The following is a 25,187-nucleotide window of genomic DNA, read 5'->3' as shown; positions in this document are numbered from 1 at the left end:
TTCAGCGAATGACCTCGGCGTTATGTAATCGCCCGAAATATGGTCAAAACCGACACACAGAACATACGACGGCGTACGCGCCGGTGGATGCATCCGTAGCCTGGCGTGCACCTCGTTCGAAGCCGTCAAGCGCAAGGGTCAACGCGCTGAAACACACCCATCAGTGTGCTTCGTCCCAGTTGTCGCCGACGCCACAATCCACCTCCAGCGGCACCGCCAACTGCGCGGCACCGGACATCAGCGCTTTCGCCTGTGCAGTCAGCGTGTCGACGAAATCGGTATCGACTTCGAACACCAGTTCGTCGTGCACCTGCAGGATCATCAGGGCTTTGTCGGCATGACCGGCCAGCCAGCCATCGACGCTGACCATTGCCCGCTTGATGATGTCCGCGGCTGTGCCCTGCATCGGCGCGTTGATCGCGGCGCGCTCGGCGCCAGCGCGCTGGCCCTGGGTGCCGCCGTTGATGTAGTCCAGGTAGAGGCGGCGACCGAACACGGTTTCCACGTAGCCCTTCTCCCGCGCCTGCTGGCGGGTGGACTCCATGTAATCGCGCACGCCTGGGTAGCGGCTGAAGTACAGCGCGATGTAATCCTGGGCCTCGCCGCGGCCGATCGACAGCTGGCGCGCCAGGCCGAAGGCGCTCATGCCGTACATCAGGCCGAAATTGATCGCCTTGGCGGCGCGGCGCTCATTTGACGTGACCTCGTCAATTTTCCGACCGAATACCTCGGCAGCGGTCGCCTTGTGTACGTCGGCGCCGGATTCGAACGCCGACACCAGGCCGGGATCGCCGGACAGGTGGGCCATGATCCGCAGCTCGATCTGCGAATAATCGCAGGCGACCAGCTTGCGGCCCGCGGGGGCGACGAAGGCACGACGGATGCGGCGGCCATCGTCGGTGCGGATCGGGATGTTCTGCAGGTTCGGATCGGACGAGGACAGCCGCCCGGTCGCCGCACCGGCCTGGTGATAGCTGGTATGCACACGACCGGTGTCGGGATGGATCATGTCCGGCAGCTTGTCGGTATAGGTGCTGCGCAGCTTGGCCAGGCCGCGGTATTCCAGGATCACCCGCGGCAGCTCGTGCTGGTCGGCGATCGCCTCCAGCGCTTCTTCGTTGGTCGAGGGCTGGCCCTTGGGCGTCTTGACCACGGCAGGCAGGCCCAGCTCGTCGAACAGCAGCGCCTGCAGCTGCTTGGGCGAATCCAGGTTGAAAGTGCGCCCGGCCAGCTCGGTCGCCTTCTGCTGGGCGGCGAGCATGCGCTTGGACAGGTCGGCGCTCTGCCGGCGCAGTTCATTGGCATCCACGCGCACGCCGTTGGCCTCGATCCGCGCCAGCACCGGCACCAGCGGCATCTCGATGTCGCGGTAGACCGCTTCAAGCCCCGGCTCGGCCGCCAGCTTGGGCGACAGCACCTGGTGCAGGCGCAGGGTGATGTCGGCGTCCTCGGCGGCATAGCGGGTCGCATCGTCCAGCGCGACCTGCGAGAAGGCGATCTGCTTGGCACCCTTGCCGCAGACATCCTCGTACTTGATCGTGTCGTAGCCCAGGTAACGCTTGGCCAGGCTGTCCATGTCGTGGCGGGCGCTACCGGAGTTCAGCACGAAGCTCTCCAGCAGCGTGTCCTGCGCGTAGCCGGCAATGTCCACGCCGTGGCGACGCATCACGTGCAGGTCGTACTTGCCGTGCTGGCCAATCTTCTCGATGGCCGAGTCGGTCAGCAGCGGGCGCAGCGCGTCCAGCGCCGCGTCACGCGCCAGTTGCACGGGTGCGCCGGGATAGTCATGGCCAAACGGCACGTAGCCGGCCTTGCCGGCTTCGCTGGAAAAGCTCAGGCCGACCAGGTTGGCCTGCATCGGGTCCAGGCTGTCGGTTTCGGTGTCGAAGGCGAAACGGCCAGCGCGCTTCAGCGTGGCGATCCACGCATCAAGCTGCTCGGCGGTGAGCACGGTTTCGTACTCGCCTGCGACAGACAGCGCCGGATCCAAGTCCGCAGATGCAACCGGTGCGGGTGCGGCGCTGAAGCCGGTGCCACGCGCCTTGCCCGGTTCCTTCTCCGCCACGGCGCCGGACGGCGCGCCCCCGTCCAGGTCCTTCAACGCCTGGTTGAAGCCGTAGCGCGCGTACAGGCCACGCAGGTCTTCCACGTGCTGGTCGCGCAGGACCAGATCCTGTGCGGCCACCTCCAATGCCACGTCGGTCTTGATGGTCACCAGGGTCCGATTGAGCGGCAGGCGCCCCAGCGCCGCGCGCAGGTTCTCGCCGATCTTGCCCTTGATGCCGCCGGCATTGGCGATGACGTTGTCCAGCGTGCCGTATTCGCCCAGCCACTTGGCCGCGGTCTTGGGGCCGCACTTCTCCACCCCGGGCACGTTGTCCACGGTGTCGCCCATCAGCGACAGCAGGTCGATGATCTGGTCGGCACGCACGCCGAACTTGGCCATCACCGCCTCGTCCGAATCCATGCGGCTGCCGCTCATGGTGTTGACCAGCTCCACGCCCGGGCGCACCAGCTGGGCGAAGTCCTTGTCGCCGGTGGAAATGGTGACCTGCAGGCCGTCGGCGTGGCCCTGCAATGCCAGCGTGCCGATCACATCGTCGGCCTCCACCCCGTCCACGCGCAGGATGTCGATGCCCAGCGCGTGCACGATCGTGCACATCGGCTCGACCTGCGCGCGCAGGTCGTCGGGCATCGCCGCGCGGTTGGCCTTGTAGTCCGGATAAAGATCATCGCGGAAGGTCTTGCCCGGCGCGTCGACCACGAAGGCCACGTACTCGGGCTTTTCCTTCAGGGTCGCGCGCAGCATGTTGACCACGCCGAACAGCGCACCGGTCGGCTCACCGGCCGCGTTGGTCAGCGGCGGCAGGGCATGGAAGGCGCGGTACAGGTAGCTGGAACCGTCGATCAGCACGAGTTTTTTCATGGGCCAATTCTACGCCGCCCGTTTTCGCCGGCTGCCGTCACGCATGCGATGGCGCCGGCAGCGGATAATTCCCGCCAGACCTTCGAAACGAGCGCCGCCATGAAAGCCCTGACCTTACTGACCCCGTTGCTGCTGGCCTGCACGCTGCTGATGTCGGGCTGCGCGTCGATGCGCAACGAAGGCGACTCGACCCGTGCGGTCAGTGAAATGGACCTGGACAATCCCGACGTGGCCGTGCGGACCGCCGACAACGGCGATGTGATCCAGGAGTTCCGCGTCGCCGGCGCGTTGCGCATGGTCAAGATCACGCCGACCCGCGGCCCGGCCTATTACCTGTATGACGACAACGGCGACGGCAAGCTGGACCACAGCAGCTCCCCGAACAAGGGCGACATCTCGCCGGTCTACTGGAAGCTCTACGGCTGGTAAGCCCGCCGTCCGCCCCCCGGACCGGCTACAACCGGTCCCAGGTCAGCCCTTCGCCGCTGCGCCAGTACACCGCCGTGGCCCGGCCATAAAGCGACTGCGCCGGAACCAGGCCGAAATAGCGCCCGTCTGCGCTGTCGCCACGATGGTCGCCCAGCATCAGCACCTGCCCGGCCGGGACGACCAGCCCATCGATGTCCGGGCCACCTCCGGCATCCAGGTCCAGCTGCGAGTGGCCATGCTGGAAGTGTTCTTCCAGGCCATCCAGCCCCGCCAGCGCCCGGCCGTTGATCCACAACCGGCCACCACGCAACCGGACATGGTCGCCGCCCACCGCCGCCACGCGCTTGATCAGTCGCGTGCCGTCGAGCGGTGAATCGAACACCGCCACATCGCCACGCTGCGGCGTACCGGTCGGCCACAGCACCGTGTCGGTGATCGGCAGGCGCAGGCCGTAGGCACGCATGTCCACCACCACCCGGTCGCCGATCTCCAGGCTGTGCTGCATCGAGCCGGACGGCACGACGTAGTGGTTGGCGAAGGACGAGCGCGCCACGAACAGCAGCACCAGCAACAAGGCCAGCCGCGGCAGTTCCTGGCGCCAGCCGGGCTGGCGTGCGGTATCCGCGGCGGGTTTGGATGCACTGGACATGGCCGGCTCCTGACAATGACGGGGAATGCCAGCCTCGCCCCGCGACCGCCCTGCGCTCCAGTGTCTGGGGTCACCGTGACCAATGGCCGGCCAGCATGGCCGAAGCGATGACCACTGATCGGCAAGTGCCCGCTTCCTGCGGCCCAGCGCCTGCATCCGGCAGCCACAGGCGTAGAGTCCATCGCATCTTCGACGCGTCGAGGTGTCCGATGTCCGTGCTGGCCTCGCTCCTGCTCGCCACTGCGTTGGCCACTACGCCGACGCCTGCCGCCCCCTCCGCGCCTTCGCCACCGCCCGCCGCGGACACGCTGATGGACATCCCGCCCGAACTGCACCACCTGCTGCTGCAGCGCGTGGTGCGACGCAGCCAGTCCGAACCGGAGCGCCTGCAACGGCTGGTGACGCTGATGTTCGATCCCGAGGGCCTGGCCCTGCAATACGGCGCCAGCGACACCCACAGCGTGGCCGAAAGCTATGCAACACGACGCATCAACTGCCTGTCGTTCACCCTGATGTTCGTCGCCCTGGCGCGCGATGTCGGCCTGGACGCACGCGCGCAGGAAGTTGCCGGCGTGGTCAGCTGGTACGAGAAGGACGGCATGGCCTACAGCAACGGCCATGTCAACGCGCGGATCCGGATGGACGGGCGCCTGATCACCGTCGACCTGGATAGCAGCATCCAGATGGATCGGCGCGGGCCACGCATGATTCCCGACAAGCGCCTGTTCGCGCATTACTACAACAACCGTGCAGCCGAACTGATGGCCGACGGTCGCAACGACGAGGCCCGCGGGTACTTCCAGGCATCGTTGCGCAGCGACCCGCAGCTGGCCGATACCTGGAACAACCTGGGCCTGCTGGACGCACGCACCGGTGCACTGACCGCCGCCGCGGGCGATTACGACCGCGCGCTGGCGCTGGAACCGCAACACATCGCCGCCCTCGGCAACGCCCTCAACCTGTTCCGCCGGCTGGGCGACGAGGTGCACGCGGGGATGCTGCTGGCCAGGCTGCAGCAAGTACACGCGCGCGATCCGTTCTACCAGTACACGCTCGGCATCGAGGCCGAACGCAGCGGGCGCTACGCGGAGGCCGCGCGCCATTACGCCAACGCCATCAAGCTGTATCCGGATGCGCACCAGTTCCACTTCGGGCTGGCCCGCGCGGCCTTCCTGTCGGGCGACCTCGCCCTGGCAGACCGTGAGCTGCGCACCGCCCGCAGCCTCGGCCCACCCGACGAGCAGCAGCGCTACCAGGCCAAGCTCGATGGCCTACGCCGCCTGTCCGGGCAGACCGCGAGCATCCAGCCCTGACAGGTGCCAGGGGCACGCCCTCCGCGACGGCGCAGGGGCGCGCCTGGGACCCATCGCCTGACAACCAACTGTCTGTCCTGTCAGAAAAACGACTCCCGTTGTTGAATCTGTGTGAGGACGCCGCAGGCGTCTTCGGGGTCAACTGTCTGATAGGACTGTCTTCCATGTTTGTCGATGCCAGGGCGCTGCCCCGCGGTTCGGTCATCCGCTCCAACATCTGCATCGTCGGCGCGGGACCGGCCGGGATCGCCCTGGCCACCGAACTGCGTCATTGCGGGCTGAGCGTGACCCTGCTGGAAAGCGGCGGACTGAACGAGGACTGCAGCGACCGGGGCCAGCCGGCCCGTAGCTCGACCTTCGAAGGCCACCGCGGGCTGTGGACCACGCGCCGGTTTGGTGGCAATGCCAACCGCTGGCTGGTGGATGCCGGACTGGGCGCCAACCATCTGCGCCTGGCCACCCTGAGCGCGGCCGATTTCGAAGCGCGCGCCTGGATGCCTGGCAGCGGCTGGCCGCTGACGCTGGAGGAACTCAGGCCGTTCTACGCTCGCGCCCAGTCCTGGTTTGAGCTGCCACAGTGCGGCTATGGCCCCGAAGACTGGGAGCGCGGCGATGCACCGCGCCTGCCGCTGCAGGGCAGTGGCCTGCGCACGACCATGTTCCAATTCGCCGACAAGGCCGTGGTGCTGGGCCGGAGCCGCGAGTTGATCGGTGCCTCCGGCGACATCACCTGCTATTTCAACGCCACCGCCACCCGCCTGAAGATGGACGAGGCCGGCACGCGCGTCACCGCGGTGCGGGTCACGCCCCAGCCCGGGCACGAGGTCACCTTCGACGCCGACACCGTCGTGCTGGCACAGGGCGGGCTGGCCACGCCGCAGCTGCTACTGGCGTCCAGTGATCACCATGCCGGCGGCATCGGCAACCAGCACGACCTGGTGGGTCGCTATTTCATGGATCACCCGCTGATCTTCGGCGGGACCTTTACCCCCAGTTCGCCGAAGCTGATCGACCGCATGGCGCTGTACGACCTGCGCCGACTGGAGGGCGCCCCCGGCATGGGCCACCTGCAGCTGACCGACCAGACCCTGCGTGGCGAGCCCTGCGTGAACCTGAGTGCCATTCTGTTCCCCCGCCGCAGCATGTCGCGGCGGCGCGAGATCGGCTTCCGCGCCTCGCAGCGCGTGCGCGATGCCTTGCAGCGACGGGGCCGCCTGCGCAAGCGCGACATCCTGGGCATGCTGTACGGCCTGGACGGCGTGGCCCAGCAGTACAACGACCGCAAGCGCCATCCGATCTCACACCTCGGCGTCGGCGGCTGGTCGAAGGCCGGCACGCCCAGCCATCGCCTGGACCATTTCGAAGTGCTGCACCAGGCCGAACAGCCGCCGCGCTACGACAACCGCGTGCGCCTGGGCGAGGAGCGCGACGACCTGGGCAATCGCCGGATCGAGATCCAGTGGCGCTGGCATGACCAGGACATCGCGCTGGTCCACAGGAGCCAGGACATCCTGGCGCGCGAACTGGCACGCAGCGGCGTGGGCACGTTCAACATCCGCCGGCCGTTCGAGATCAAGACCACCTCCACCACTCATTTCCTGGGCACCACGCGCATGCACGACGATCCACGCAACGGCGTGGTCGACCGCAACGGCCGCGTGCACGGGCTGGACAACCTGTTCGTCACCGGCTCCAGCGTGTTCCCCAGCGGCGGCTACGCCAATCCCACGCTGACCATCGTGGCGCTGTCGCTGCGCCTGGCGGACCGCATCCGCGAGACGGCCAGGGCCAGGCACTGCGGGCCCAGCCCGCTGCTGGTGGACGGGAGGCGCGACGGCGCCCGCACCCGCTGAACGCACGGCCCGGGCCGTGATTGGCTAAAGTCACCGGCCCCTCGACTGCAACAGGAGCTGGAATGCGTATCGCCGTCATGGGCGCTGGCGCCGTGGGCTGTTACTACGGCGCGATGCTGGCCCGCGCGGGTCATGCCGTCACCTTGATCGGGCGCCCTGCGCTGGTCGATGCGGTCCACGACGCGGGCCTGCACCTGGAATCGGCGGCCTTCACCGGACAGGTCCAGGTCGAAGCCACCACCGACCCCGCCGCCGTGCACGATGCAGCCCTGGTGTTGTTCTGCGTGAAGTCCGGCGACACCGAGGCTGCCGGCCTGCAGCTGATGCCGCACCTGCACGCCAACACGCCGGTCCTGAGCCTGCAGAACGGCGTGGACAACGCCGCACGACTGGCCCAGGTCCTTGGCCGCGAGGTGATCCCCAGCGTGGTCTACGTGGCCGCCGAGATGGCCGGCCCGGCGCATGTCCGCCACCACGGGCGCGGCGAACTGGTGATCGGCCTGTCACCGCACAGCGCAACCCTGGCCGCCCAGCTGGGCGCGGCGGGCATTCCAACCGAAGTCTCCGACGCAGTGCTCGAAGCGCTGTGGTCCAAGCTGGTCATCAACTGCGCCTACAACGCGCTGTCGGCCATCGCACAACAGCCCTATGGGGCGCTGATCCAGGCCGCCGGCGTGCGCGAGGTAATGCGCGATGCCTTCGATGAATGCCTGGCAGTCGCCAGTGCCCAGGGCATCGACCTGCCCGCAACGCTCTGGGAGGCCACCCTGGCCATCGCCGACACCATGGCCGGGCAGCGTTCTTCGACCGCCCAGGACCTGGCCCGTGGCAAACCCAGCGAGATCGACCACCTCAACGGCACCGTCGTGCGGCTGGGGAGCGCCCATGCCATCGCCACGCCGGTGAACCGCAGCCTGTGGTGCGCGGTGAAGCTGCTGGAAGCGCGGGCGCGGTGAACCCGAGACCTTAAGCTCGCTTATCGCGTGTGCGCAGCGCCGCGACCGGGCGCGCCTACCGGCGGTACACCGCCGCGTTGATGCACGACAGCACGCTGATGATGAACCAGCCGAACGGCAGCAGAGACAGCGTGATCAGCCAGGTGATGGCGAACGCCACGCAACCGATCACGAACCACAGGATCGCCGAGATCAACCGCCCCTGGAACAACTGCCCCAGCCCGGGAATGAAGAAACTGCAGATGGCGGCGATGACGTTGCCGCTGGAACCCTGCCCTTCGCTCATGACGTGTTGCCCCGTGGTGACAAGTGGATGCCCGTGATGCTCGGCGCTGGCCGGGCATGACAGACAGTGCAGGAGGTCATGGCGGGCGCGTCAGCCCCTGCCGGGAATCGCCAGCCCGCGTTGCACGGCCGGACGCTGCAGGCCACGTTCCAGCCACGCGCCAACCTGCGTGAAATCGTCGAAGCCGACCAGCGCGCGTGCTTCGTAGAAGGTGATCAGGTTGCGCACCCAGCCCAGGTGGGCGATGTCGGCGATGGTGTAGTCGTCGCCGACCAGCCAGTCGTGTCCCGCCAGCTGCGTGTCCAGCACGCCGAGCAGGCGCCGTGATTCGTCCACGTAGCGCTTGAGCGGGCGCTTGTCCTCGTACTCCCTGCCGGCGAATTTGTTGAAGAACCCCACCTGCCCGAACATCGGCCCGACCCCGGCCGCCTGGAAGAACACCCATTGCAGGGTCTGCCAGCGCAGCTGAGCATCATCGGAAATGAAGCGGCGGGTCTTGTCGGCCAGGTACACCAGGATCGCGTTGGATTCGAACAGGCCGATGGGCCGCCCGCCCGGCCCGTCCGGATCGATGATCGCCGGGATCTTGCCGTTGGGATTGAGCGACAGGAACTCGGGCGTGTGGCTCTGGTTGGCGCCGATGTCGACCAGGTGCGCTTCGTAGCGCAGTCCGGTTTCCTCCAGCATGATCGAGGCCTTCACCCCGTTGGGCGTGTTGAGCGAATACAGCTGGATGCAGTCAGGATCGCGCGCCGGCCAGCGGCGGGTGATCGGGAAACCGGACAGGTCGCGCATGCGGCAGCTCCAGGGCAAGGACAGGCGTCGAAACGCTACATCGCCCCGGCGTAAGGCACCGTCATTCGACCGCGGCGATCCGCATCCCGTACGGCGCCAGCATCGCGTTGATCCGCGGCAGCAGCGTGGCGTCGTCTTCCGTGGTGCTGTCCTCGATGGGGTCCACGCGACGCATGAAGGCATCCCAGAAGTCGCCGGGAGAAGGATGCGCGGCGACCAGCCCGGGCAGGTCGTGTTCGAGCGCACCCAGCATGGCCTCGAGCTGTTGCGGTGTTGCGTATTGGCTGGCCATCGGATTCAAGACAGTCACATCGAAGGGAGATCGCGGCGCCGCACACCGGGACGCCATGGTAAGCGCCGCGCACCTACGACATCGACCCCGCGGCGGAAAACCCGGTTCCAGCCGCGCGACAACCGTGCCATCAGCGCCGCATGCAGCGCTGCCAGCGTGCGTTGACGCGATCGGCGAACCAGGCGGTGGTCAGCTGGCGGGTGATCTTGGGGCTCTCCAAGACGATGCCCGGCAGCACCGCGCGCGGCAGCGGCCTGCCCGCGGCCGCATCGGCCAGGGCGAACACGCGCGTGTACAGCTCGGTGTCCTCGAAATCCAGGCGGTCGCCGCGCTGCAGCGCGCGACGGATCTGCGCATCGTCCAGGTCCATGCGCCTGCCCAGCGCGCGCACCGCGCGTTCGGTGGTGCCGGGATGCTGCAGGTCCGCACCCGGTGCCAGCAAGTCGCCGTCCAGCGCCAGCGTGATACCCGACGCCTTGCTGACCGCGCCCTGGAAGGCCGCATTGCGGCTGGCATACCAGCCGGCGTTGAAGTCGGCGAAGCGATACAGCAGGGCGTCGTAGTGGGTCGGATAGCCCAGCAGGTGCGCGGTGCCGAAATACAGGCCGCCGCGCCGGGTGAACACTTCGTGGCGCACGCCCGCATCGAGCGGGTACGGATAGCCGCGCGCATGCTCCCTGGCGAAGTCGATGCTGACCTGCATCGGCCCACCGGTGTGCACTGGATTGAGCCCGCCGAACAGCTTGCCGCCCAGCGGCACCATGCCGATGAAGTCTTCGTACAGCTCGCTCATGTCGCGCTCGGTGCGCACGTGCTCCAGCCGCTGCGCGTAGCTGCGGCCATCGGGCGAATCGATCCGCAACGCGGCGCTGACCAGGAAGCCAGGCACATGCAGCGCATCGGCGCGACGGTCGATCTCGGCCCGCGCGATCTTCGGCAATCCCGGCACGGCCGGATCGGCGTTGTAGGTGCTTTCCTGCTCCGCCACAGCCAGCACCGCGCACAGGTTGGCGCTGCTGGGTTCGATGTCCTGCGCGGTCAGGGCCACGTAGAGATCTGCCGCCCAGCCCTCACGGTCGGCCAGACTGGCCGGCAGCTTGCGCACGATCTCGGCGCGGATCTCGTCCGGCCGCCGTTGCGAAGACAGCGGCGCCTGGGTGGCGCAGCCGGCCAGCAGCAGGAGCAGCGACAGGGTCCAGCACAGGCGTTGGGTCATGGTCGGGACAGCACGACGAACGGGGCGTCATCGTGCCACGCACGTCGCCGCCGGGCGTCATCGACGGCGGTGCTAGGCTTGGCCAACGCCATGCTTCGGCCCGCACAGGAGGCCTTGCGATGCCACACAATCCGGTCGGCTGGTTCGAGATCTACGTGCAGGACATCGCGCGCGCACGGGCCTTCTACGAGGCGGTGCTGGGCATCAGCCTGGAGCGGTTGCCCGGCACGGGCCTGGAGATGTGGGCCTTCCCGATGCTGGCCGAAACCGCCGGTGCGTCCGGCGCGCTGGTGCAATACGACGGCATGGCCTCGGGCGGCAACAGCACGGTGGTGTATTTCGTCTGCGCCGACTGTGCGGTGGAAGCCGCTCGCGCGGTCGACGCAGGCGGAACAGTGTTCAAGGAAAAGTCCGCGATCGGACCCTATGGCTACATCGCCCTCGTTAATGACAGCGAAGGCAACCTGATCGGCCTGCATTCGATGCAGTGAGTGCCCGGCGCCTGGTCACTTGTTGATCATGTGCGCAGGCGCCAGGCGATGTGCGACAGCACCCGCTCGGCTGGCACGTTGGGCAGGATCGCCACGGCCAGCACCGCAACCAGCGCCGCGCCCACCACCACCGGCGTCGAGCGCAGCGGGATGCCCAGCGCGCCATGCCAGCGGCGCAGCATCAGCCAAGCCACCACCAAGCCCACCGCCAGCCCGGTGATGATTTCCGCTGGCGTATGCCGATGACCCAGTACCCGCGACAGCGCGATCGCCAGCGCGATGCAGCCACCCAGCGCCACCGCCGCACGGCGGAGCGGTGGCGGCGCGTCGGCCAGCAGCGCATATCCCAGCAGCGGGTACAGCGCCGCCGCCAGCGCGCTGTGACCACTGACGGTGAAAAAGCCGATCGTGCGCCAGTCCACGCCAAACGCCTTGTAGGCCAGCTTCGACACCACCACCGTCGTCGCCAGCGCGCCCAGGCAGATGGCCCACTCCAGCGCGACGCGTGGGTTGCGCTTCCACCACAGCCACCCCAGCGCGGCCATCACCGGCAGCACCAGCCGGCTGTCGCCCATCCAGGTCAGCAGCGTGTCGAGGGCGGCAGGCATGGAAGATCCAGGGCAGACGAAGGCGTCGAAGCAAGCTAACGCAGCCGACGTTGGCAACAGGTCGTGCGGGCAGGGCGTGTGGCGCGGCGGCGGCCTTCCCGCCTCGTGTTTGCCGTATCCCAGACAGATGCCGCAGGCTTGCGGCCTGCCCAGCTGCAAGGACCTTCATGGAACGCGTGGACTGTGTGGTGATCGGCGCGGGCGTGGTTGGCCTGGCGGTGGCACGGGCGCTGGCATTGGCCGGGCGCGAGGTGCTGATCCTTGAATCAGAGGGCGCCATCGGCACCGCCACCAGTGCGCGCAACAGCGAGGTCATCCACGCCGGCATCTACTACCCAAAGGGTTCGCTCAAGGCGCGCCTGTGCGTGTCCGGGCGCGTGGCGCTGTATGACTTCTGCCAGCGCTTCGGCGTGGCGCATCGCCGCTGCGGCAAGCTGATCGTGGCCACCGACGACGGCCAGACCGATGGACTGGAGCAGATCCGCCAGCATGCACGGGCCAACGGCGTGGAGGACCTGCGCTTGCTTGATGGCGCTCAGCTGCACGCGTTGGAACCAGCGTTGCACGCCGTCGCCGCACTGCTGTCCCCCAGCACCGGCATCATCGACAGCCACGGCCTGATGCTGGCGCTGCAGGGCGATGCCGAACGGCACGGCGCCGTGCTCGCCCTGCGCGCGCCGGTCACCGGACTGGCCTGCGAAGACCCCGGCTTCGTCATCGAGGTCGGCGGCGAGGCGCCGATGCGCCTGCACGCCACCACGCTGGTCAACTGCGCCGGGCATGGCGCGCCGCTCCTGGCCGCAGGCATGCGCGGATTGGCGCCGCAACACGTCCCGCGCGCCTGGTATGCCAAGGGCAGCTACTTCAGCCTGTCGGCACGCACGCCCTTCACCCACCTGATCTATCCGCTGCCCGAGCCCGGCGGCCTGGGCACGCACCTGACCCTGGACCTGGCCGGACGCGCCCGCTTCGGCCCGGATGTCGAATGGGTGGACGGCCTGGACTACAGCCTGGACCCGGCCCGCGCCGAGCGCTTCCATGCCGCGATCCGCCGCTACTGGCCGGGCCTGCCCGACCACGCCCTGCAGCCGGCCTATACCGGCATCCGCCCCAAGATCAGTGGCCCGGGCGAGGCCAACGCCGATTTCCGCATCGACGGCCCGGCAACGCACGGCATCCCCGGACTGGTGAACCTGTTCGGCATCGAGTCACCCGGCCTGACCAGCAGCCTGGCCATCGGCGACCACGTCTGCGCCCTGCTGGAACTGACCGAGCCGCTGACCGCCTGAAACACGCTCGTATCCGGGCGGCCTTCCGGGCACAGCGTCCACGCGACCGCGGGACGCAGGCCATTCCGGCACCCGCGATGCACCACCATGCCGCCTTACTTCTGCACTTGATGGAGCTTGCGGTGCGGACTAAGCCTTCGGCACCTGGGCGAAGGCGCGCAGCACGGCCGCTTCCTCGCCGCTGCCTTCGAAGTCGGCAGCCACCGCGCGGTACTGGGCGGCCATCGCCGTGAAGATCGCGCTTTCGGGACGATCACCGCCGATGAAGGCTGCGATCTGCTCCATCTCCGGCGCCCAGCGCCAGGCCTTGGGCAGCAGGTCCGGCAGGCCGCGATCCAGCAGCGCCAGCAGGCCCGGACGCGTCTCGGCCAGTGCGGCACGCAGCGCGTCGCCTGCGCCGTGGCGCTCGGCAACCAGCACCATCGCCGCGCCCAGCGCACCGACCCCCTTGCTCAGCCCGGAATACGCCATCTTCAGTGCGCTGGCCGCGCCCACGCCACCGGACAACAGTTGGGTCACCACGCCATGGGCGTTGAGCGCCAGGGCGATGTCGGCGGCATCGTCGGACAGGTACAGCGTGGGGCCGACGTCATCGGCCGTCGGTGGGAAGCCGACGATGCAGCCGTCGACGAACTTCGCGCCGGCCGCTTCCACCACTGCCTGCACCTGGCGCACCGTGTCCGGGTTGACGGCGTTGAGGTCGACGTAGACCGGCTTGCGCGCGGCGCCTTCGCACCACTGCGCGAACTGCCGCGCCAGCGCCAGGGCATCGGCCGGCGGCACCACCGAGAAGAACCAGGGCGCCTGCAGCAATGCCTGCGGCGCGACTTCGTGCATCCCGGCCTGCGCGGCACGTTCGCGGCTGCGCGTGCTGCGTCCTTCCAGCGTGGTCAGGACCTGCGCGCCATGCGAAGCCAGTCGCGCAGCCAATCCCGAACCCATCGCACCCGGCGCCACCAACGCCAATGTGATCGACATGCAACAACCTCCCGCGAGCGTCTTTCGTAGGCGGCCATCGTGCGCCATCAATGCAGCAGCGTGCGCCCGACAATGGTGCGCCATCAGGGAATTGTTCCAGCAGGAGGGACACGAAGGCCACGCGCTTGCAGCCGACATGCCCGTGCGGTCTCGTCCGAACCGGCGGCGCCACCTTCCGCTGCCGCGCGCGCGGTGGACGGCCCCGGCGTCGGCACCTCCCGGACGGGCGATCGATCGCGGCCAGCTTCACCCGTGCAAATGCAAACCCAGTGATGCGCCCGCTTCCACAACACGCCTTCAACGCCCGCGCAGTGCTGCAGAACAGATCACGTTGAAACGTGCCCGCCTTGGCGCGGCAACATCTTTTTAATGTCGCGAGGGTTATCCATGCCGGCTTGCTTGCGTCATTGATCCAACCCCCGGAGTCTTCATGAAGCATCTGTTCCTGGCCGCCGCGTTGGGCCTGGCCTGCGCCGCCTGCCAGCCGTCCACACCTGCGCCGCCTGCGACCTCGCCGCCTGCCCCGTCACAGGCGCCGGCCGCCCAACCCGGCGCGCCCGGTGCCGCTGCACCTAGCCCGACCACGGGCGAAGGCGCGCAGGCTTCCGCACCGCCGCCCGGGCAGGCCGCCATGGCCGAAGCCGGCGACCTGGTACCCGGCATTCCCGCCTGCAAGACCGGCGATAACCGCACCCCGATCCCGGTGTGGAAGCCCACCGTCGATGCGCAGAACAACGTCAGTACCGCCCCCCCGCAGGAAGACGGCCAGGTCGTGGTACTGGCGCTGGAATCGCACGACGAACCCAAGTGCAACGACACCGATGTGAATGTCTTCAAGCTGGCCAACCCCAACGGTGAACCGGGCGGCCTGGAGATCCGCGTGCGCGGCAACTCGCAGGAAGTCGATGGCGTGTGCCACCTGAGCGGCCTCTATCGCAACGAAGCGGCGAAGGGCACGCAGAAAGACTGGGCCGCCACCCAGTTCACCGCTGCCGATGCTTCGGAGATCGCCTCGGCCAACATGCACTGCGTGCAATCGCCGTAAGACCGTGATGCCCCTGCCTACCCGATCGGACCGATGACACGAAGCGACACCAGCCCGACACATTCGACACCGCGCGTTCACCTGCCGCTGGCGAAGCTGCATCGCGCCCCTTGGCAAGACAGCGCAGGGGTCGCGCCGTTCACGTACGGAACCCTAGCGTGATGTCCGGGCGGACGACCGCCGCCCTGCACCCAAACGAGGACTCTCCCATGAAATTGATTTCCGCCCTGATCCTTTCCGCAAGCCTGTGCTTCTCCGGCGCGGCCCTGGCCCAGCAGCACGACGACCACCATGACGACGGGCACAAGCAGGACCAGCACGCACAGTCGCACGGCAATCCGCACAAGAAAGGCGATCGCCTGGCGCAGGGCTCGCGCGGCGACCGCGTGCCGGATTACCGCAAGCACGGCCTGAAGGCGCCGCCGAAGGGCCACGAATGGCGCAAGGTCGACAACGACTACGTGTTGATCGCCGTGACCACCGGCATCATCAGCAGCGTGATCGCGGCCAGCCACTAAGCACCACGGAACGAGGCGTCCCCGGGCGCCTCGTTTCCATCCAGGCCGCGCTGGATGCGGATTACTTTTCGTACTTCCAGTTGCGGTGCTTACCTTCTGCCAGCCATTCCAGCGCCTGTGCGATGCGCTTGTCGCGGGTCGCCTCGGTCTTGGCCTCGCCGATCCATTCCAGATAGTCGCGCTGGTAGCCGGCACTGAACCCGTCGAACACGGTCCTGGCCGGCGTGTCCTGCGCCAATGCCTGCGCGAACGCCGGCGTCATCGCCACTGGCGCACGCGGCTTGACCACGCGCTGTGGGACCCCGGCTTCGATCCGCTGCATCGCCTCCTTCACCTTGACCGCGAACGCGCGCTTGCCCGGCAGATCCTTGACCTGGGTCAGCCGGCCGAATTCGCCCATCGCTTCGCCGGCATTGCCGGACTTCGGCGCCTGTTCGTCGCGGCGCCAGAACGCCAGCGTGGCGTGCGCCTTGAACGCGGCCATGACGCACAGGATCTTGCCGCGGTACATGAAGCCGGGCATGCCCCATTTGATCGCCTCTTCAAGCCCGTCGCAGCTGGTATGCAGCCGCACGCGGATCTCACGCAGGATCGGCTGGGCGAACGGGGCGGCAGTGTCGATGTACGCGTCGACGCGCGGATCCTGGCTGGCCATGGCCGCGAGCGTGCCTGCCCTGGGGCCGATGCCGCAACTGGCGCCCGGCGCTACACTGCGCGGCCGTCTTTCCATTGCTTGTCGTCATGCGCAATCCCCTGCAGGAACAGCTGCTCAAGGCCGGCCTGGTCAAGAAAGGCAAGGCCGACCAGATCGCCCGCGACCAGGTCAAGGCGCGCCTGGCCAAAGGTGGCGCCAAGCCACCCAGCGACCAGGAGAAGGTCGACGCCGCCAGGCTGCAGGCCGAACGCGCCGAGCGTGACCGCGCCCTGGCCGCCGAACGCAATGCGCAGGCCAGGCGCCAGGAAGTACTGGCCCAGATCCGCCAGATCGTGGACACCAACAAGGTCAAGCGCGGCGGCGAGATCGACTACCGGTTCAACGACGGCGCCGCGATCCGCACCGTGCTGGTCAACGCCGCCCTGCGCACCCAGCTGATCAGCGGCGCCCTGGTGATCGCGCGCCACGGTGATGGCGTGGAACTGATCCCGCGCGCGGCCGCCGAGAAGATTTACGAACGCGACGCGTCCTACGTGTTGCTCGACAACGGCAAGCGCAGCACTGCCGCATCGTCATCGGCCTCCAACGAAGGCGACGACTTCTACGACCAGGACCAGTTCAAGATCCCGGACGACCTGATCTGGTGATCTCGCATCGTCCCGCCACGGCGGGACGATGCGTACGCCGCCTCAACGCACGCGCACGCCCTTGGCGGTGTCCCATTTCAGCGACTTGTCCGAGCGCGGCAACGGTGCATCGCGACGCGGATCGGCGGCCACGCCGTGCGGCCAGTCCGGCGGGCAGATCGCGGTGAAGCTGGCATAGCCGCCGGTGCCGCCCTGGAAGCGCGGAAACCCGATCGCCACCAGCGCACCGGTTTCCGGAACCTGGTCCAGGTTGGCCACGCCCTCGGCTTGCGCATAGCCGTGGTGCATCAGCCAGGATTCGCCTTCCAGGTTGGGGCTGTCGTCGGTATCCAGCGGCTCGTGTCCGTGCAGCAGGATATGGCGCTGCTCGTGCAGGAACTTCAGTGCCGGCAGTGACACGCCGGGGAAGTGTTCCAGCGCCGCCAGCGCCGGATCGGGCCAGCGCTTGGACCAGTCCGAACGCACGAACACCACCGCACCCTCCGGGATCCGCCCGTGCCGTTTCTCCCAGGCTTCGATGTCGGCCACGCTGAGCGAATAGCCCGGTGTCTGCTTCACCTGGTCGACGATGGAGATCACCACCAGCGGCCGCAGCGTGTAGCTGGCCGGCAACTCATCGATGGACGGATATTCCGGCGCCCAGTGCGCGGGCGGATCGAGCTGGGTCCCCAACTGATCGGTGGACAGCGTGTAGCGCGTGGCCTCGAATCCATCCTTGGCGTAGGTATAGGCATGACCATCGGCCGGGTCGATCGCCGGCTCGAACTTCGACGGTCCGAAGCCATGCCACACCGGGATGCCCGGCGCGATCACGTGCGAGAGCGACACGTACTTCACGCCCTTGAGCTGTTGCGCATAGACGTCCCACAGCCGGTTATCGTCGGCGGCGCGGGCGGTGGGCAGGATGGCGATACAGAGCGACAGGGACAGCAGCAGGCGACGCATGGGGAGACCTCGCGGGAAAGCTGCATCCAGCCCGATGGCGGATGCGGCGCAGGCGCGCCGCTTTCGATCATAGGTCAGCGTGGCACGATCGCCGCGGACGCCGCGCTGCGCTCAATGCGGCAATGCCCGCCAGCGGCGCGCCGGCAGCAGCACGATCAGCATCAGCAGTGGCGCCGGCACCAGGCACCACTGATACACGCTGGCGAAGAGACAGGCCCCCGCCGCACACCCCAGCGCGAACACGCCCAGCGCCGGCAGCATGCGTTTGAGGCGATCGATCACCGCTGCACGCGCCGCGGCATCCACGCCATGCAGCAGATCGGCCAGGTCCACCATCACCTGGGTGGTGGTCCCGGTCATCATCGTCGACGGCGGCAGCTTGGCCAGATGGATGCGGCTGGCCGCGTTCTGGATGGCCATCGCCGCAACCAGCGTCATGCCCGTCCAGAACGCGCCGGCGCCATCACCGTCATGGAACGGACCCAGCAAGCCAGACAGCACCACGCCAACTGCCAGCAGGCCGCAGACCGTCCACAACAACCGCGGCAGCACCTGCACGCCGCGTTGCTGCAGCCGGCAGGACACCAGCCGGGTGCCGGCGACCACCATGCAGAACAGCGGCAATGCCAGCAGTTTGGCCAGCCCGCCTGATGTTCCATGCACCAGCGAGGCGCCCAGGGTCACGAAATTGCCGGTGACATGCGCGGTGAACAACCCTTGCAGCGACAGGAACCCCCCCGTGTCCACGAAGCCGCCCACAAAGCCCAGCAGCAGACCCACGCGGGCCATGAAAGTCTCGGAATCGTCAGCCACAGCCTGTCCTCGCAGCCCCCTGATGCGAGGCCTCAACAGCGCGACATTAGGCGATGCGCTCGAGCCGCCCTACCCCCAGAAGGGTAGGCCTTCAGCCGTCCAGCAGCGCCTTGTCGCGTACCGCGCCCTTGTCGGCGCTGGTGGCGAGCAGGGCGTAGGCCTTCAGCGCGGTGGTGACCTTGCGCGGGCGCGCGTCGGCCGGCTTCCAGCCCTTCGCATCCTGGTCGGCCCGGCGCGATGCCAGTTCCGCATCGTCGATCAGCAGGTTGATCGAACGGTTGGGGATGTCGATCAGGATTCTGTCGCCATCACGCACCAGACCGATGGCACCGCCGCCGGCCGCTTCCGGCGAGGCATGGCCGATCGAAAGGCCCGAGGTGCCCCCGGAGAAACGCCCATCGGTCAGCAACGCGCACTGCTTGCCCAGGCCCTTGGATTTCAGGTACGAGGTCGGGTACAGCATTTCCTGCATGCCCGGGCCGCCCTTCGGGCCTTCGTAGCGGATCACGACGATGTCGCCGGCGACCACTTCGTTGGCCAGGATGCCCTTGACCGCCGCATCCTGGCTTTCGAACACCTTGGCGTTGCCTTCGAACACGTGGATGGATTCGTCCACGCCCGCGGTCTTGACCACGCAGCCGTCCAGCGCCAGGTTGCCGTACAGCACAGCCAGGCCACCTTCGGCCGAATACGCGTGTTCGACACTGCGGATGCAACCGCCGCTGCGGTCGATATCCAGCGTCTTCCAGCGTGTGGCCTGGCTGAAGGCGACCTGGGTCGGCACGCCGCCCGGACCAGCCTTGAAGAAAGTGTGTACCGCTTCATCGTCGGTCTGGGTGACGTCCCACTTGGCGATGCCCTCGGCGAGCGTCTTGCTGTGCACGGTCGGCACGTCGGTATGCAGCAGGCCGCCGCGCGCCAGTTCGCCCAGGATCGAAAAGATGCCGCCAGCACGGTGCACGTCTTCCATGTGGTACTTCTGGATGTTCGGCGCGACCTTGCACAGCTGCGGCACCTTGCGCGACAGGCGGTCGATGTCGCGCAGGTCGAACGGCACTTCGCCTTCCTGCGCGGCGGCCAGCAGGTGCAGGATGGTGTTGGTCGAACCGCCCATGGCGATATCCAGCGTCATCGCATTTTCGAACGCCTCGAACGTGGCGATGCCACGCGGCAGCGCAGTGGCGTCTTCACCGCCATACCAGCGATGGCACAGTTCCACCGCCAGGCGGCCGGCGCGCAGGAACAGCTGCTCGCGGTCGGCATGCGTGGCCAGCGTGGACCCATTACCGGGCAGCGCCAGGCCGAGGGCTTCGGTCAGGCAGTTCATCGAGTTGGCGGTGAACATGCCACTGCATGATCCACAGGTCGGGCAGGCGCTGCGCTCGTATTCGGCGACCTTCTCGTCCGACACGCTGTCGTCGGCCGCCACCACCATCGCATCGACCAGGTCCAGGCCGTGCTCGGACAGCTTGGTCTTGCCCGCTTCCATCGGCCCGCCGGAGACGAACACCACCGGGATGTTCAGGCGCAGCGCGGCCATCAGCATGCCGGGCGTGATCTTGTCGCAATTGGAAATGCACACCAGCGCGTCGGCGCAGTGCGCGTTGACCATGTACTCGACCGAGTCGGCGATGATCTCGCGGCTGGGCAGCGAGTACAGCATGCCGTCGTGGCCCATCGCGATGCCGTCGTCCACGGCGATGGTGTTGAACTCCTTGGCCACGCCGCCGACGCGTTCGATCTCGCGCGCAACCAGCTGGCCGAGGTCCTTCAGGTGCACGTGGCCGGGCACGAACTGGGTGAAGGAGTTGGCGATCGCGATGATCGGCTTGTGGAAGTCGGCGTCCTTCATCCCGGTGGCGCGCCACAGCGCGCGGGCGCCGGCCATGTTGCGGCCGTGGGTGGAGGTCTTGGAGCGGTACTCGGGCATGGCGGGGACTCTTCGGCGAGCGCGCGGCTGGCTTTGGTGTTGGAAACGCGCATTTTCCGCGTTTTCCTCGGTTGCTGCTGCAACTGACGATTCAGCCATGTCGATCCGGCCGTTGGCCCCGGCAGGCATCATGGGACATCGCATGACATCGACCAGAACCTGATGAAACGCTCCAGAACCACGTCCCTGCTGCTGATGGGCGCCGCGCCCCTGCTATTCAGCGCCTGCCAGCGCGAACCCGAAGTCCGCGAAGGGCTGTACACCTCGGTGGACACCTGCGCCCGCGAGACCGGCGACCGCGCCAGCTGCCAGGAGGCCTTTGCCAGCGCGCAGCAACAGTCCGCCGAACAGGCACCGCGCTACGCCTCGCAGGACCAGTGCAAGGCCGACTGGGGCGAGGACCGCTGCACCGAGCAGCGCGACAGCCAAGGTCATTCATTCGTCGGCCCGCTGATGGCCGGCTTCTTCATGTCGCAGATGCTCAACAACCGGGCCGGGCTGGCCGGTGCGCCGGCCTACCAAGGCCGCAACAACGGCTGGGTCCGCCCGACGCCGGGCGCGCGGCCGGACACGTCCAACGCCTTCCGCACCGGCAACACGGCGATGACCCCGATCAACGCCACGCCCAACAAGGCGATGACGGTCAGCCGCGGCGGCTTTGGCGCCCGCAGCGCCGGCCGCAGCAGCTTCGGCGGCTGATGCGCCGCGTCACCATCACCGAGCGCGGCGACTGGCGCGCGCAGGCAGCCGACTGCGGGTTCAACTTCCACACCATCGACGGCGCGCCGTACTGGGATGAGACGGCGTACTACGCCTTCACCCTGCGCCAGATCGAAGATGACCTGGAAGACCCCAGCGCCGAACTGCACGCCATGTCGCTAGACCTCGTCGACGAGGTCGTGCGCGACGAGGCCAAGCTGCAACGCCTGGCGATTCCACAACCGTACTGGCAGTGGATCGCCGACAGCTGGCAGCAGCGCCAGCCATACCTGTACGGACGCCTGGACTTCGCCTACGACGGGCGCGGGCCGGCCAAGCTGTACGAGCTGAACTACGACACGCCGACCTCGCTGTTCGAGGCTTCCTTTTTCCAGTGGCAGTGGCTGGAAGACCAGCGCGCGGCGCGGCGCCTGCCCGACCATGCCGACCAGTTCAATTCGCTGCATGAAGCCCTGGTGGCCCGCTTCGGCGAAATCGCCAGTGCCCTGCCGCGGCCGCTGATGTTCGCCGCGGTGCGTGGTTCGAATGAAGACCAGGGCACGGTCGCCTACCTGCGTGATTGCGCGGCGCAGGCACGCCTGCGCGGTGAATTCATCGCCATGGAAGACCTGGGCCTGTCCGAGGATGGCCGCTTCACCAATCTGGACGACGAGGTGATCGGCACGCTGTTCAAGCTGTATCCGCTGGAAGACCTGTTCGGCGAGGACTTCGGCAAGGCGCTGCCAGCTTCTGGCCTGCAGCTGCTGGAACCGGCCTGGAAGGCGGTGCTGAGCAACAAGGGCATCCTGCCGCTGCTGTGGGAGCGCTATCGCGGCCATCCCAACCTGCTGCCGGCGTTCTTCGACGAAGGCGATGCGTTGCAGCCGGGCTGGGTGCGCAAGCCGCTGCATTCACGCGAAGGCGCCAACGTCGCCCTGTACCTGGCCGACGGCAGCTGGCAGGAAAGCGAAGGCCCGTACACCGGCCCCTGCATCCGCCAGGCCGCGCATCCGCTCACCGCCTTCGACGGCCACTACCCGCTGATCGGCAGCTGGGTGGTCGGCGATACCGCCTGTGGCATCGGCATCCGCGAAGACGCCAGCCGCATCACCCGCGACAGCGCCCGCTTCGTCCCGCACGCGATCATCGACGAGGCAACCGGGCGTGTTCTACGCGTAAGACAAACGCCTGCACGTAAACCCGTATCTCGGGCAAGCGCTGCGCTTACCCGGGATACGGTGCAACCTTGTCCAGATAGGTCGCCCAACCAATGGTACTTATTGGACTCGAGCGCAGCGGAGAATGATCGATTTCTCTAGTTACATTCACCGCGTCGAACCAAAGGAGTCTTGCCATGGAAAGGGTCTTCCTCGCCGTTGGCTGCTGCATCGCGCTATCTGTTAGCGCCAGCCCCGCAACGGCACACGAGAAACTCGCGGCGGACTACGAGGCAGGCCACTTCTTCATCACCTTGAACAGCAGCGAAGGCCAACGCCTTCGGTTGGTAGTCGACAGTGGTGGCGGTGGCGGCATCGGCAGGTTCATCCTGACCCCGGCCGCCGTGGTCCGCGAGCATCTGGCGACACGCACCTGCGGCACCGGCGATGAAGCCAGCATCGTTGTGGACTTGCCCGCGCCGAAGTGGAAGGGACTGCCGGTGGTGGAGCACCGGGGCTGTGACGCCATGGCCTTGGTGCCTGATGGTTACACGGAACTTGGCGATGCCGATGGCAACCTCGGCGCCGGCTATCTTCCGCATTTCACCTGGACGTTCGATTATCCGGCCAAAACGCTGTGGCGCGAGTCTTCCAACTGGAAGGCCGCATCGCAGCTGCGCCCGCTACACATGAGCTTCCCGAAGAATGCAGCGGGCGATCGTTGGTCTGGATTGCCACGCATCACTTTGAACATTGCCGGCCAGCCGCTGGACTTTCTCCTGGACACCGGCGCCACCGCAAAACCCACGCCAGCCGGGCTGGAAGCTAGCCACATCGATACCGCCCGTGGTATCGGCGTAACGTCCTACATCACCACCAGCATGCTTGAGCGCTGGCACCGCGAACATCAAACATGGCGCCTGGTCGACAAAGGCGATGCATTGATGGACGGGATGCGCATCATCGAAGTTCCTTCTGTAGAGATCGCGGGCTGGTCGGTCGGACCGCTGTGGTTTACCGAACGTCCGGACGGTGCATTCGATGAACACACAGGAATTAGCCAGTACATGGACGGTCCCGTCGTCGGTGCCGCCGGTGCCAACCTCTGGCAGAACTTCGTCATGACGCTCGACTATTCGCATGACACCGCATGGCTTGCGTGTGCAGACTGTAAGTCTTCTGTTGGCACTCCTTGATCAGCGTTTTCGACGCTGACGGCGGCGCTCCTACAACAGCCCCTCGCGCTTGACCGCCAGGTAGCGTTCCACCAGCGCGGCGGGCAGTTGGGCGGTGGTGACGTCGAGCACCATCACGCCGTGGCCGCGCAGGGCGTCGTGGGCGGCGGCGCGTTGTTCCAGGTAGCGGGCAATGGCGCCGGCGTGGATGGCGCCTGTCAGGTCGGTGACTTCGCTCTCCAGCGCATGGTCGAGATCCGATTCACGCAGGCTGGCCACGCAGACCAGGTGGCGGCGACGCAGCAGGTGGACGGCCACCAGCAGGTCCTCGATGTCCTCGTCGCGCACGTTGGTGACCAGCATCACCAGCGCGCGGCGGCGCTGGCGTGCGGACAGTTCGGTCGCCATCGCCAGGTAATCGCTGGCCAGGGGTGCGGGCTGGAGGTCGTAGCTGGCGCGCAGCAAGGTGTCGATGCCGGCCATGCCGCGCCGTGGCGGCACCCAGCGCGGCTGTTCGCCGGTGGACATCAGGCCGGCGGCGTCGCCCTGGCGCAGCGCGAGATACGACACCACCAGCGCGGCGTTGAGTGCGTGGTCGAAATGGGCCAGGCCATCCTCGCGTGCCAGCATGCGCCGGCCGGTATCCAGCAGTAGCACCAGCTGCTGGTTCTTCTCGTCCTGGTATTCGCGCGAGATCAGCTTGCGCGCGCGCGAGGTCGCCTTCCAGTCGATCTGGCGCAGGCTGTCGCCGACCCGGTACTCGCGCATCTGGTGGAAGTCGGTGCCTTCGCCGCGACGCCGCTTGATGTGCGCGCCGACCAGCCGCGAAGCCTGGTCGGCGCTGAACAGCGCCAACCGCGCCAGCGGCGCGAAATCCGGATACACGCGCACGGTCTGCGGCAACGGTGCGATGCGCGACTGCCGCCACAGCCGCAGCGGCGAAGACAGGCGCAGCTGCACGCCGGTGAAGTGGGCATCACCACGCGCGGTGGGACGCAGGCGGTAGTGGAACTCCATCGCGCCGTCGCGTGGCACGGCCAGCGTGCGCGGCAGCCCCTGCGACGGCCAAGGGCCCGGATGCAGGTCGAACACGTCCACGCGCTGCGCATGCGCTGGTGATTCGATGCGCAGCAGCACTTCACGCTCCATATCCAAGGCAAGCACTTCGGGCACGCGCCGACGCGCCACCGGGGTCGGCCGACGCCACACGCACACGCCATCGACCAGCGCCAGCAACGCGATGGCTGCGCCGATGAGCTGCCAGGCGAGCAACGGCAGGCCGGCGAACAGCACCGCCAACCCGGACACACCCCAGCCACACAGCAACGCGACCAATGGCCGTGCGGGTCTCATCGCGCGACAGCGCCCATGCCAGCTGCGCAGCCCAGGTAAGCGCAGCGGACCCGAGGTTGAACGCAGCTGGAGTGATTCAGGCATCGAAGCATCCCCCTCACCCCGGCCCTCTCCCCCGCACGCAGGGGAGAGGGGGCAAAGCGGCCCTTCGAAAAGTGCGCGGCTGCGA

The 25,187-nt window shown here is 67.6% G+C and carries 24 protein-coding genes and 1 pseudogene; 12 read left to right on the top strand and 13 right to left on the bottom strand.

Annotation, left to right across the window (positions count from 1 at the left end):
• Positions 1-160: 160 nt before the first annotated feature.
• Positions 161-2,926 carry a DNA polymerase I gene (gene polA, locus O8I58_RS13730; RefSeq protein WP_298317104.1) on the bottom strand — a complete coding sequence of 922 codons (2,766 nt, stop codon included), beginning with the start codon at positions 2,924-2,926 and terminating at the stop codon, positions 161-163.
• A 99-nt stretch (positions 2,927-3,025) separates the two neighbouring features.
• On the opposite strand from polA, the gene O8I58_RS13725 reads away from it, so the two are divergent.
• Positions 3,026-3,355: a DUF2782 domain-containing protein gene (locus O8I58_RS13725; protein WP_298317101.1), complete on the top strand. Its 330-nt coding sequence runs from the start codon at positions 3,026-3,028 to the stop codon at positions 3,353-3,355.
• Positions 3,356-3,380: 25 nt separating this feature from the next.
• Here O8I58_RS13725 and lepB read toward each other — a convergent pair whose 3' ends face one another.
• A complete protein-coding gene (lepB, locus tag O8I58_RS13720) occupies positions 3,381-4,004 on the bottom strand; it encodes a signal peptidase I (protein ID WP_298317098.1) in 624 nt (207 codons plus the stop codon).
• Between the two features lie 209 nt (positions 4,005-4,213).
• Here lepB and O8I58_RS13715 point away from each other — a divergent pair, with 209 nt between their 5' ends.
• The 3 genes from O8I58_RS13715 to O8I58_RS13705 all read left to right on the top strand — a co-directional run bounded on the left by O8I58_RS13715 (position 4,214) and on the right by O8I58_RS13705 (position 8,126).
• Positions 4,214-5,317 carry a tetratricopeptide repeat protein gene (locus O8I58_RS13715; protein WP_298317095.1) on the top strand — a complete coding sequence of 368 codons (1,104 nt, stop codon included), beginning with the start codon at positions 4,214-4,216 and terminating at the stop codon, positions 5,315-5,317.
• A 164-nt stretch (positions 5,318-5,481) separates the two neighbouring features.
• A complete protein-coding gene (locus tag O8I58_RS13710) occupies positions 5,482-7,170 on the top strand; it encodes an FAD-dependent oxidoreductase (RefSeq protein ID WP_298317092.1) in 1,689 nt (562 codons plus the stop codon).
• A gap of 62 nt (positions 7,171-7,232) precedes the next feature.
• Complete coding sequence (locus tag O8I58_RS13705) at positions 7,233-8,126, top strand: ketopantoate reductase family protein (protein WP_298317089.1); 894 nt, start codon at positions 7,233-7,235, stop codon at positions 8,124-8,126.
• A gap of 55 nt (positions 8,127-8,181) precedes the next feature.
• Here O8I58_RS13705 and O8I58_RS13700 read toward each other — a convergent pair whose 3' ends face one another.
• The 4 genes from O8I58_RS13700 to O8I58_RS13685 all read right to left on the bottom strand — a co-directional run bounded on the left by O8I58_RS13700 (position 8,182) and on the right by O8I58_RS13685 (position 10,715).
• Positions 8,182-8,412, bottom strand: coding sequence for a hypothetical protein (locus O8I58_RS13700; RefSeq protein WP_298317083.1), 231 nt, complete (start codon positions 8,410-8,412; stop codon positions 8,182-8,184).
• Between the two features lie 90 nt (positions 8,413-8,502).
• Positions 8,503-9,207, bottom strand: a complete 705-nt coding sequence (locus O8I58_RS13695; RefSeq protein WP_298317080.1) for a glutathione S-transferase family protein — start codon at positions 9,205-9,207, stop codon at positions 8,503-8,505.
• A 61-nt stretch (positions 9,208-9,268) separates the two neighbouring features.
• Entirely contained in the window at positions 9,269-9,499 is a 231-nt protein-coding gene (locus O8I58_RS13690) for a hypothetical protein (protein ID WP_298317078.1), read from the bottom strand.
• 130 nt (positions 9,500-9,629) lie between these two features.
• Positions 9,630-10,715: a DUF1615 domain-containing protein gene (locus O8I58_RS13685; RefSeq protein ID WP_298317075.1), complete on the bottom strand. Its 1,086-nt coding sequence runs from the start codon at positions 10,713-10,715 to the stop codon at positions 9,630-9,632.
• A gap of 119 nt (positions 10,716-10,834) precedes the next feature.
• Here O8I58_RS13685 and O8I58_RS13680 point away from each other — a divergent pair, with 119 nt between their 5' ends.
• Positions 10,835-11,206: a VOC family protein gene (locus tag O8I58_RS13680; protein WP_298317072.1), complete on the top strand. Its 372-nt coding sequence runs from the start codon at positions 10,835-10,837 to the stop codon at positions 11,204-11,206.
• 26 nt (positions 11,207-11,232) lie between these two features.
• On the opposite strand, the gene O8I58_RS13675 is transcribed toward O8I58_RS13680, so the two are convergent.
• Complete coding sequence (locus O8I58_RS13675; RefSeq protein ID WP_298317067.1) at positions 11,233-11,814, bottom strand: phosphatase PAP2 family protein; 582 nt, start codon at positions 11,812-11,814, stop codon at positions 11,233-11,235.
• Positions 11,815-11,981: 167 nt separating this feature from the next.
• Between O8I58_RS13675 and O8I58_RS13670 the strand changes: the two genes are divergently transcribed.
• The gene (locus O8I58_RS13670) at positions 11,982-13,103 is read left to right on the top strand and encodes an NAD(P)/FAD-dependent oxidoreductase (RefSeq protein ID WP_298317065.1); all 1,122 of its coding nucleotides are present in this window, start codon (positions 11,982-11,984) and stop codon (positions 13,101-13,103) included.
• 129 nt (positions 13,104-13,232) lie between these two features.
• On the opposite strand, the gene O8I58_RS13665 is transcribed toward O8I58_RS13670, so the two are convergent.
• Positions 13,233-14,081, bottom strand: a complete 849-nt coding sequence (locus O8I58_RS13665; protein WP_298317062.1) for an NAD(P)-dependent oxidoreductase — start codon at positions 14,079-14,081, stop codon at positions 13,233-13,235.
• 430 nt (positions 14,082-14,511) lie between these two features.
• Between O8I58_RS13665 and O8I58_RS13660 the strand changes: the two genes are divergently transcribed.
• Complete coding sequence (locus O8I58_RS13660; protein WP_298317059.1) at positions 14,512-15,126, top strand: hypothetical protein; 615 nt, start codon at positions 14,512-14,514, stop codon at positions 15,124-15,126.
• A 209-nt stretch (positions 15,127-15,335) separates the two neighbouring features.
• Positions 15,336-15,644, top strand: coding sequence for an RcnB family protein (locus O8I58_RS13655; RefSeq protein WP_298317057.1), 309 nt, complete (start codon positions 15,336-15,338; stop codon positions 15,642-15,644).
• 61 nt (positions 15,645-15,705) lie between these two features.
• Here the strand turns inward: O8I58_RS13655 and O8I58_RS13650 are convergent, their stop codons facing one another.
• Positions 15,706-16,299, bottom strand: a complete 594-nt coding sequence (locus tag O8I58_RS13650; RefSeq protein WP_298317055.1) for a YdeI/OmpD-associated family protein — start codon at positions 16,297-16,299, stop codon at positions 15,706-15,708.
• An 86-nt stretch (positions 16,300-16,385) separates the two neighbouring features.
• Here O8I58_RS13650 and O8I58_RS13645 point away from each other — a divergent pair, with 86 nt between their 5' ends.
• Positions 16,386-16,946, top strand: a complete 561-nt coding sequence (locus O8I58_RS13645; protein ID WP_298317053.1) for a DUF2058 domain-containing protein — start codon at positions 16,386-16,388, stop codon at positions 16,944-16,946.
• Positions 16,947-16,988: 42 nt separating this feature from the next.
• Here O8I58_RS13645 and O8I58_RS13640 read toward each other — a convergent pair whose 3' ends face one another.
• The 3 genes from O8I58_RS13640 to ilvD all read right to left on the bottom strand — a co-directional run bounded on the left by O8I58_RS13640 (position 16,989) and on the right by ilvD (position 20,634).
• Positions 16,989-17,891 (bottom strand): cyclase family protein, encoded by a 903-nt coding sequence (locus tag O8I58_RS13640; protein WP_298317051.1) that lies wholly within the window; start codon positions 17,889-17,891, stop codon positions 16,989-16,991.
• Positions 17,892-18,002: 111 nt separating this feature from the next.
• A complete protein-coding gene (locus tag O8I58_RS13635; protein WP_298317048.1) occupies positions 18,003-18,680 on the bottom strand; it encodes a YoaK family protein in 678 nt (225 codons plus the stop codon).
• 115 nt (positions 18,681-18,795) lie between these two features.
• Positions 18,796-20,634 carry a dihydroxy-acid dehydratase gene (ilvD, locus tag O8I58_RS13630; protein WP_298317043.1) on the bottom strand — a complete coding sequence of 613 codons (1,839 nt, stop codon included), beginning with the start codon at positions 20,632-20,634 and terminating at the stop codon, positions 18,796-18,798.
• A 162-nt stretch (positions 20,635-20,796) separates the two neighbouring features.
• On the opposite strand from ilvD, the gene O8I58_RS13625 reads away from it, so the two are divergent.
• The 3 genes and pseudogenes from O8I58_RS13625 to O8I58_RS13615 all read left to right on the top strand — a co-directional run bounded on the left by O8I58_RS13625 (position 20,797) and on the right by O8I58_RS13615 (position 23,686).
• On the top strand, positions 20,797-21,333 hold the full coding sequence (locus O8I58_RS13625; protein WP_298317041.1) for a DUF1190 domain-containing protein: 537 nt from the start codon (positions 20,797-20,799) through the stop codon (positions 21,331-21,333).
• Positions 21,333-22,490, top strand: a pseudogene (locus O8I58_RS13620) (glutathionylspermidine synthase family protein); the annotation flags it as partial. The gene O8I58_RS13625 and the pseudogene O8I58_RS13620, both read left to right, overlap by 1 nt.
• A gap of 197 nt (positions 22,491-22,687) precedes the next feature.
• Complete coding sequence (locus tag O8I58_RS13615; protein WP_298317039.1) at positions 22,688-23,686, top strand: hypothetical protein; 999 nt, start codon at positions 22,688-22,690, stop codon at positions 23,684-23,686.
• Between the two features lie 30 nt (positions 23,687-23,716).
• Here the strand turns inward: O8I58_RS13615 and O8I58_RS13610 are convergent, their stop codons facing one another.
• Positions 23,717-25,018, bottom strand: coding sequence for a DUF58 domain-containing protein (locus O8I58_RS13610; protein ID WP_298322983.1), 1,302 nt, complete (start codon positions 25,016-25,018; stop codon positions 23,717-23,719).
• Positions 25,019-25,187: the final 169 nt, after the last annotated feature.

The organism is Pseudoxanthomonas sp., assembly GCF_027498035.1.
Lineage (GTDB): Bacteria > Pseudomonadota > Gammaproteobacteria > Xanthomonadales > Xanthomonadaceae > Pseudoxanthomonas_A.
The sequence above is the reverse complement of the archived record's forward strand: the minus strand, read 5'-3'. Positions and strand labels throughout refer to the sequence as shown.

What these genes read in the sequence shown, in the direction of transcription:
- O8I58_RS13710 (WP_298317092.1), top strand. Translation starts at nt 5,482, where the DNA reads ATGTTTGTCGATGCCAGGGCGCTGCCCCGCGGTTCGGTCATCCGCTCC.
- O8I58_RS13640 (WP_298317051.1), bottom strand. Translation starts at nt 17,891, where the DNA reads ATGCGTCGCCTGCTGCTGTCCCTGTCGCTCTGTATCGCCATCCTGCCC.
- O8I58_RS13725 (WP_298317101.1), top strand. Translation starts at nt 3,026, where the DNA reads ATGAAAGCCCTGACCTTACTGACCCCGTTGCTGCTGGCCTGCACGCTG.
- O8I58_RS13690 (WP_298317078.1), bottom strand. Translation starts at nt 9,499, where the DNA reads ATGGCCAGCCAATACGCAACACCGCAACAGCTCGAGGCCATGCTGGGT.
- O8I58_RS13650 (WP_298317055.1), bottom strand. Translation starts at nt 16,299, where the DNA reads ATGGCCAGCCAGGATCCGCGCGTCGACGCGTACATCGACACTGCCGCC.
- O8I58_RS13645 (WP_298317053.1), top strand. Translation starts at nt 16,386, where the DNA reads ATGCGCAATCCCCTGCAGGAACAGCTGCTCAAGGCCGGCCTGGTCAAG.
- lepB (WP_298317098.1), bottom strand. Translation starts at nt 4,004, where the DNA reads ATGTCCAGTGCATCCAAACCCGCCGCGGATACCGCACGCCAGCCCGGC.
- O8I58_RS13625 (WP_298317041.1), top strand. Translation starts at nt 20,797, where the DNA reads ATGAAACGCTCCAGAACCACGTCCCTGCTGCTGATGGGCGCCGCGCCC.
- O8I58_RS13715 (WP_298317095.1), top strand. Translation starts at nt 4,214, where the DNA reads ATGTCCGTGCTGGCCTCGCTCCTGCTCGCCACTGCGTTGGCCACTACG.
- polA (WP_298317104.1), bottom strand. Translation starts at nt 2,926, where the DNA reads ATGAAAAAACTCGTGCTGATCGACGGTTCCAGCTACCTGTACCGCGCC.
- O8I58_RS13675 (WP_298317067.1), bottom strand. Translation starts at nt 11,814, where the DNA reads ATGCCTGCCGCCCTCGACACGCTGCTGACCTGGATGGGCGACAGCCGG.
- O8I58_RS13655 (WP_298317057.1), top strand. Translation starts at nt 15,336, where the DNA reads ATGAAATTGATTTCCGCCCTGATCCTTTCCGCAAGCCTGTGCTTCTCC.
- ilvD (WP_298317043.1), bottom strand. Translation starts at nt 20,634, where the DNA reads ATGCCCGAGTACCGCTCCAAGACCTCCACCCACGGCCGCAACATGGCC.
- O8I58_RS13680 (WP_298317072.1), top strand. Translation starts at nt 10,835, where the DNA reads ATGCCACACAATCCGGTCGGCTGGTTCGAGATCTACGTGCAGGACATC.
- O8I58_RS13685 (WP_298317075.1), bottom strand. Translation starts at nt 10,715, where the DNA reads ATGACCCAACGCCTGTGCTGGACCCTGTCGCTGCTCCTGCTGCTGGCC.
- O8I58_RS13635 (WP_298317048.1), bottom strand. Translation starts at nt 18,680, where the DNA reads ATGGCCCGCGTGGGTCTGCTGCTGGGCTTTGTGGGCGGCTTCGTGGAC.
- O8I58_RS13665 (WP_298317062.1), bottom strand. Translation starts at nt 14,081, where the DNA reads ATGTCGATCACATTGGCGTTGGTGGCGCCGGGTGCGATGGGTTCGGGA.
- O8I58_RS13705 (WP_298317089.1), top strand. Translation starts at nt 7,233, where the DNA reads ATGCGTATCGCCGTCATGGGCGCTGGCGCCGTGGGCTGTTACTACGGC.
- O8I58_RS13660 (WP_298317059.1), top strand. Translation starts at nt 14,512, where the DNA reads ATGAAGCATCTGTTCCTGGCCGCCGCGTTGGGCCTGGCCTGCGCCGCC.
- O8I58_RS13610 (WP_298322983.1), bottom strand. Translation starts at nt 25,018, where the DNA reads ATGAGACCCGCACGGCCATTGGTCGCGTTGCTGTGTGGCTGGGGTGTG.
- O8I58_RS13700 (WP_298317083.1), bottom strand. Translation starts at nt 8,412, where the DNA reads ATGAGCGAAGGGCAGGGTTCCAGCGGCAACGTCATCGCCGCCATCTGC.
- O8I58_RS13695 (WP_298317080.1), bottom strand. Translation starts at nt 9,207, where the DNA reads ATGCGCGACCTGTCCGGTTTCCCGATCACCCGCCGCTGGCCGGCGCGC.
- O8I58_RS13670 (WP_298317065.1), top strand. Translation starts at nt 11,982, where the DNA reads ATGGAACGCGTGGACTGTGTGGTGATCGGCGCGGGCGTGGTTGGCCTG.
- O8I58_RS13615 (WP_298317039.1), top strand. Translation starts at nt 22,688, where the DNA reads ATGGAAAGGGTCTTCCTCGCCGTTGGCTGCTGCATCGCGCTATCTGTT.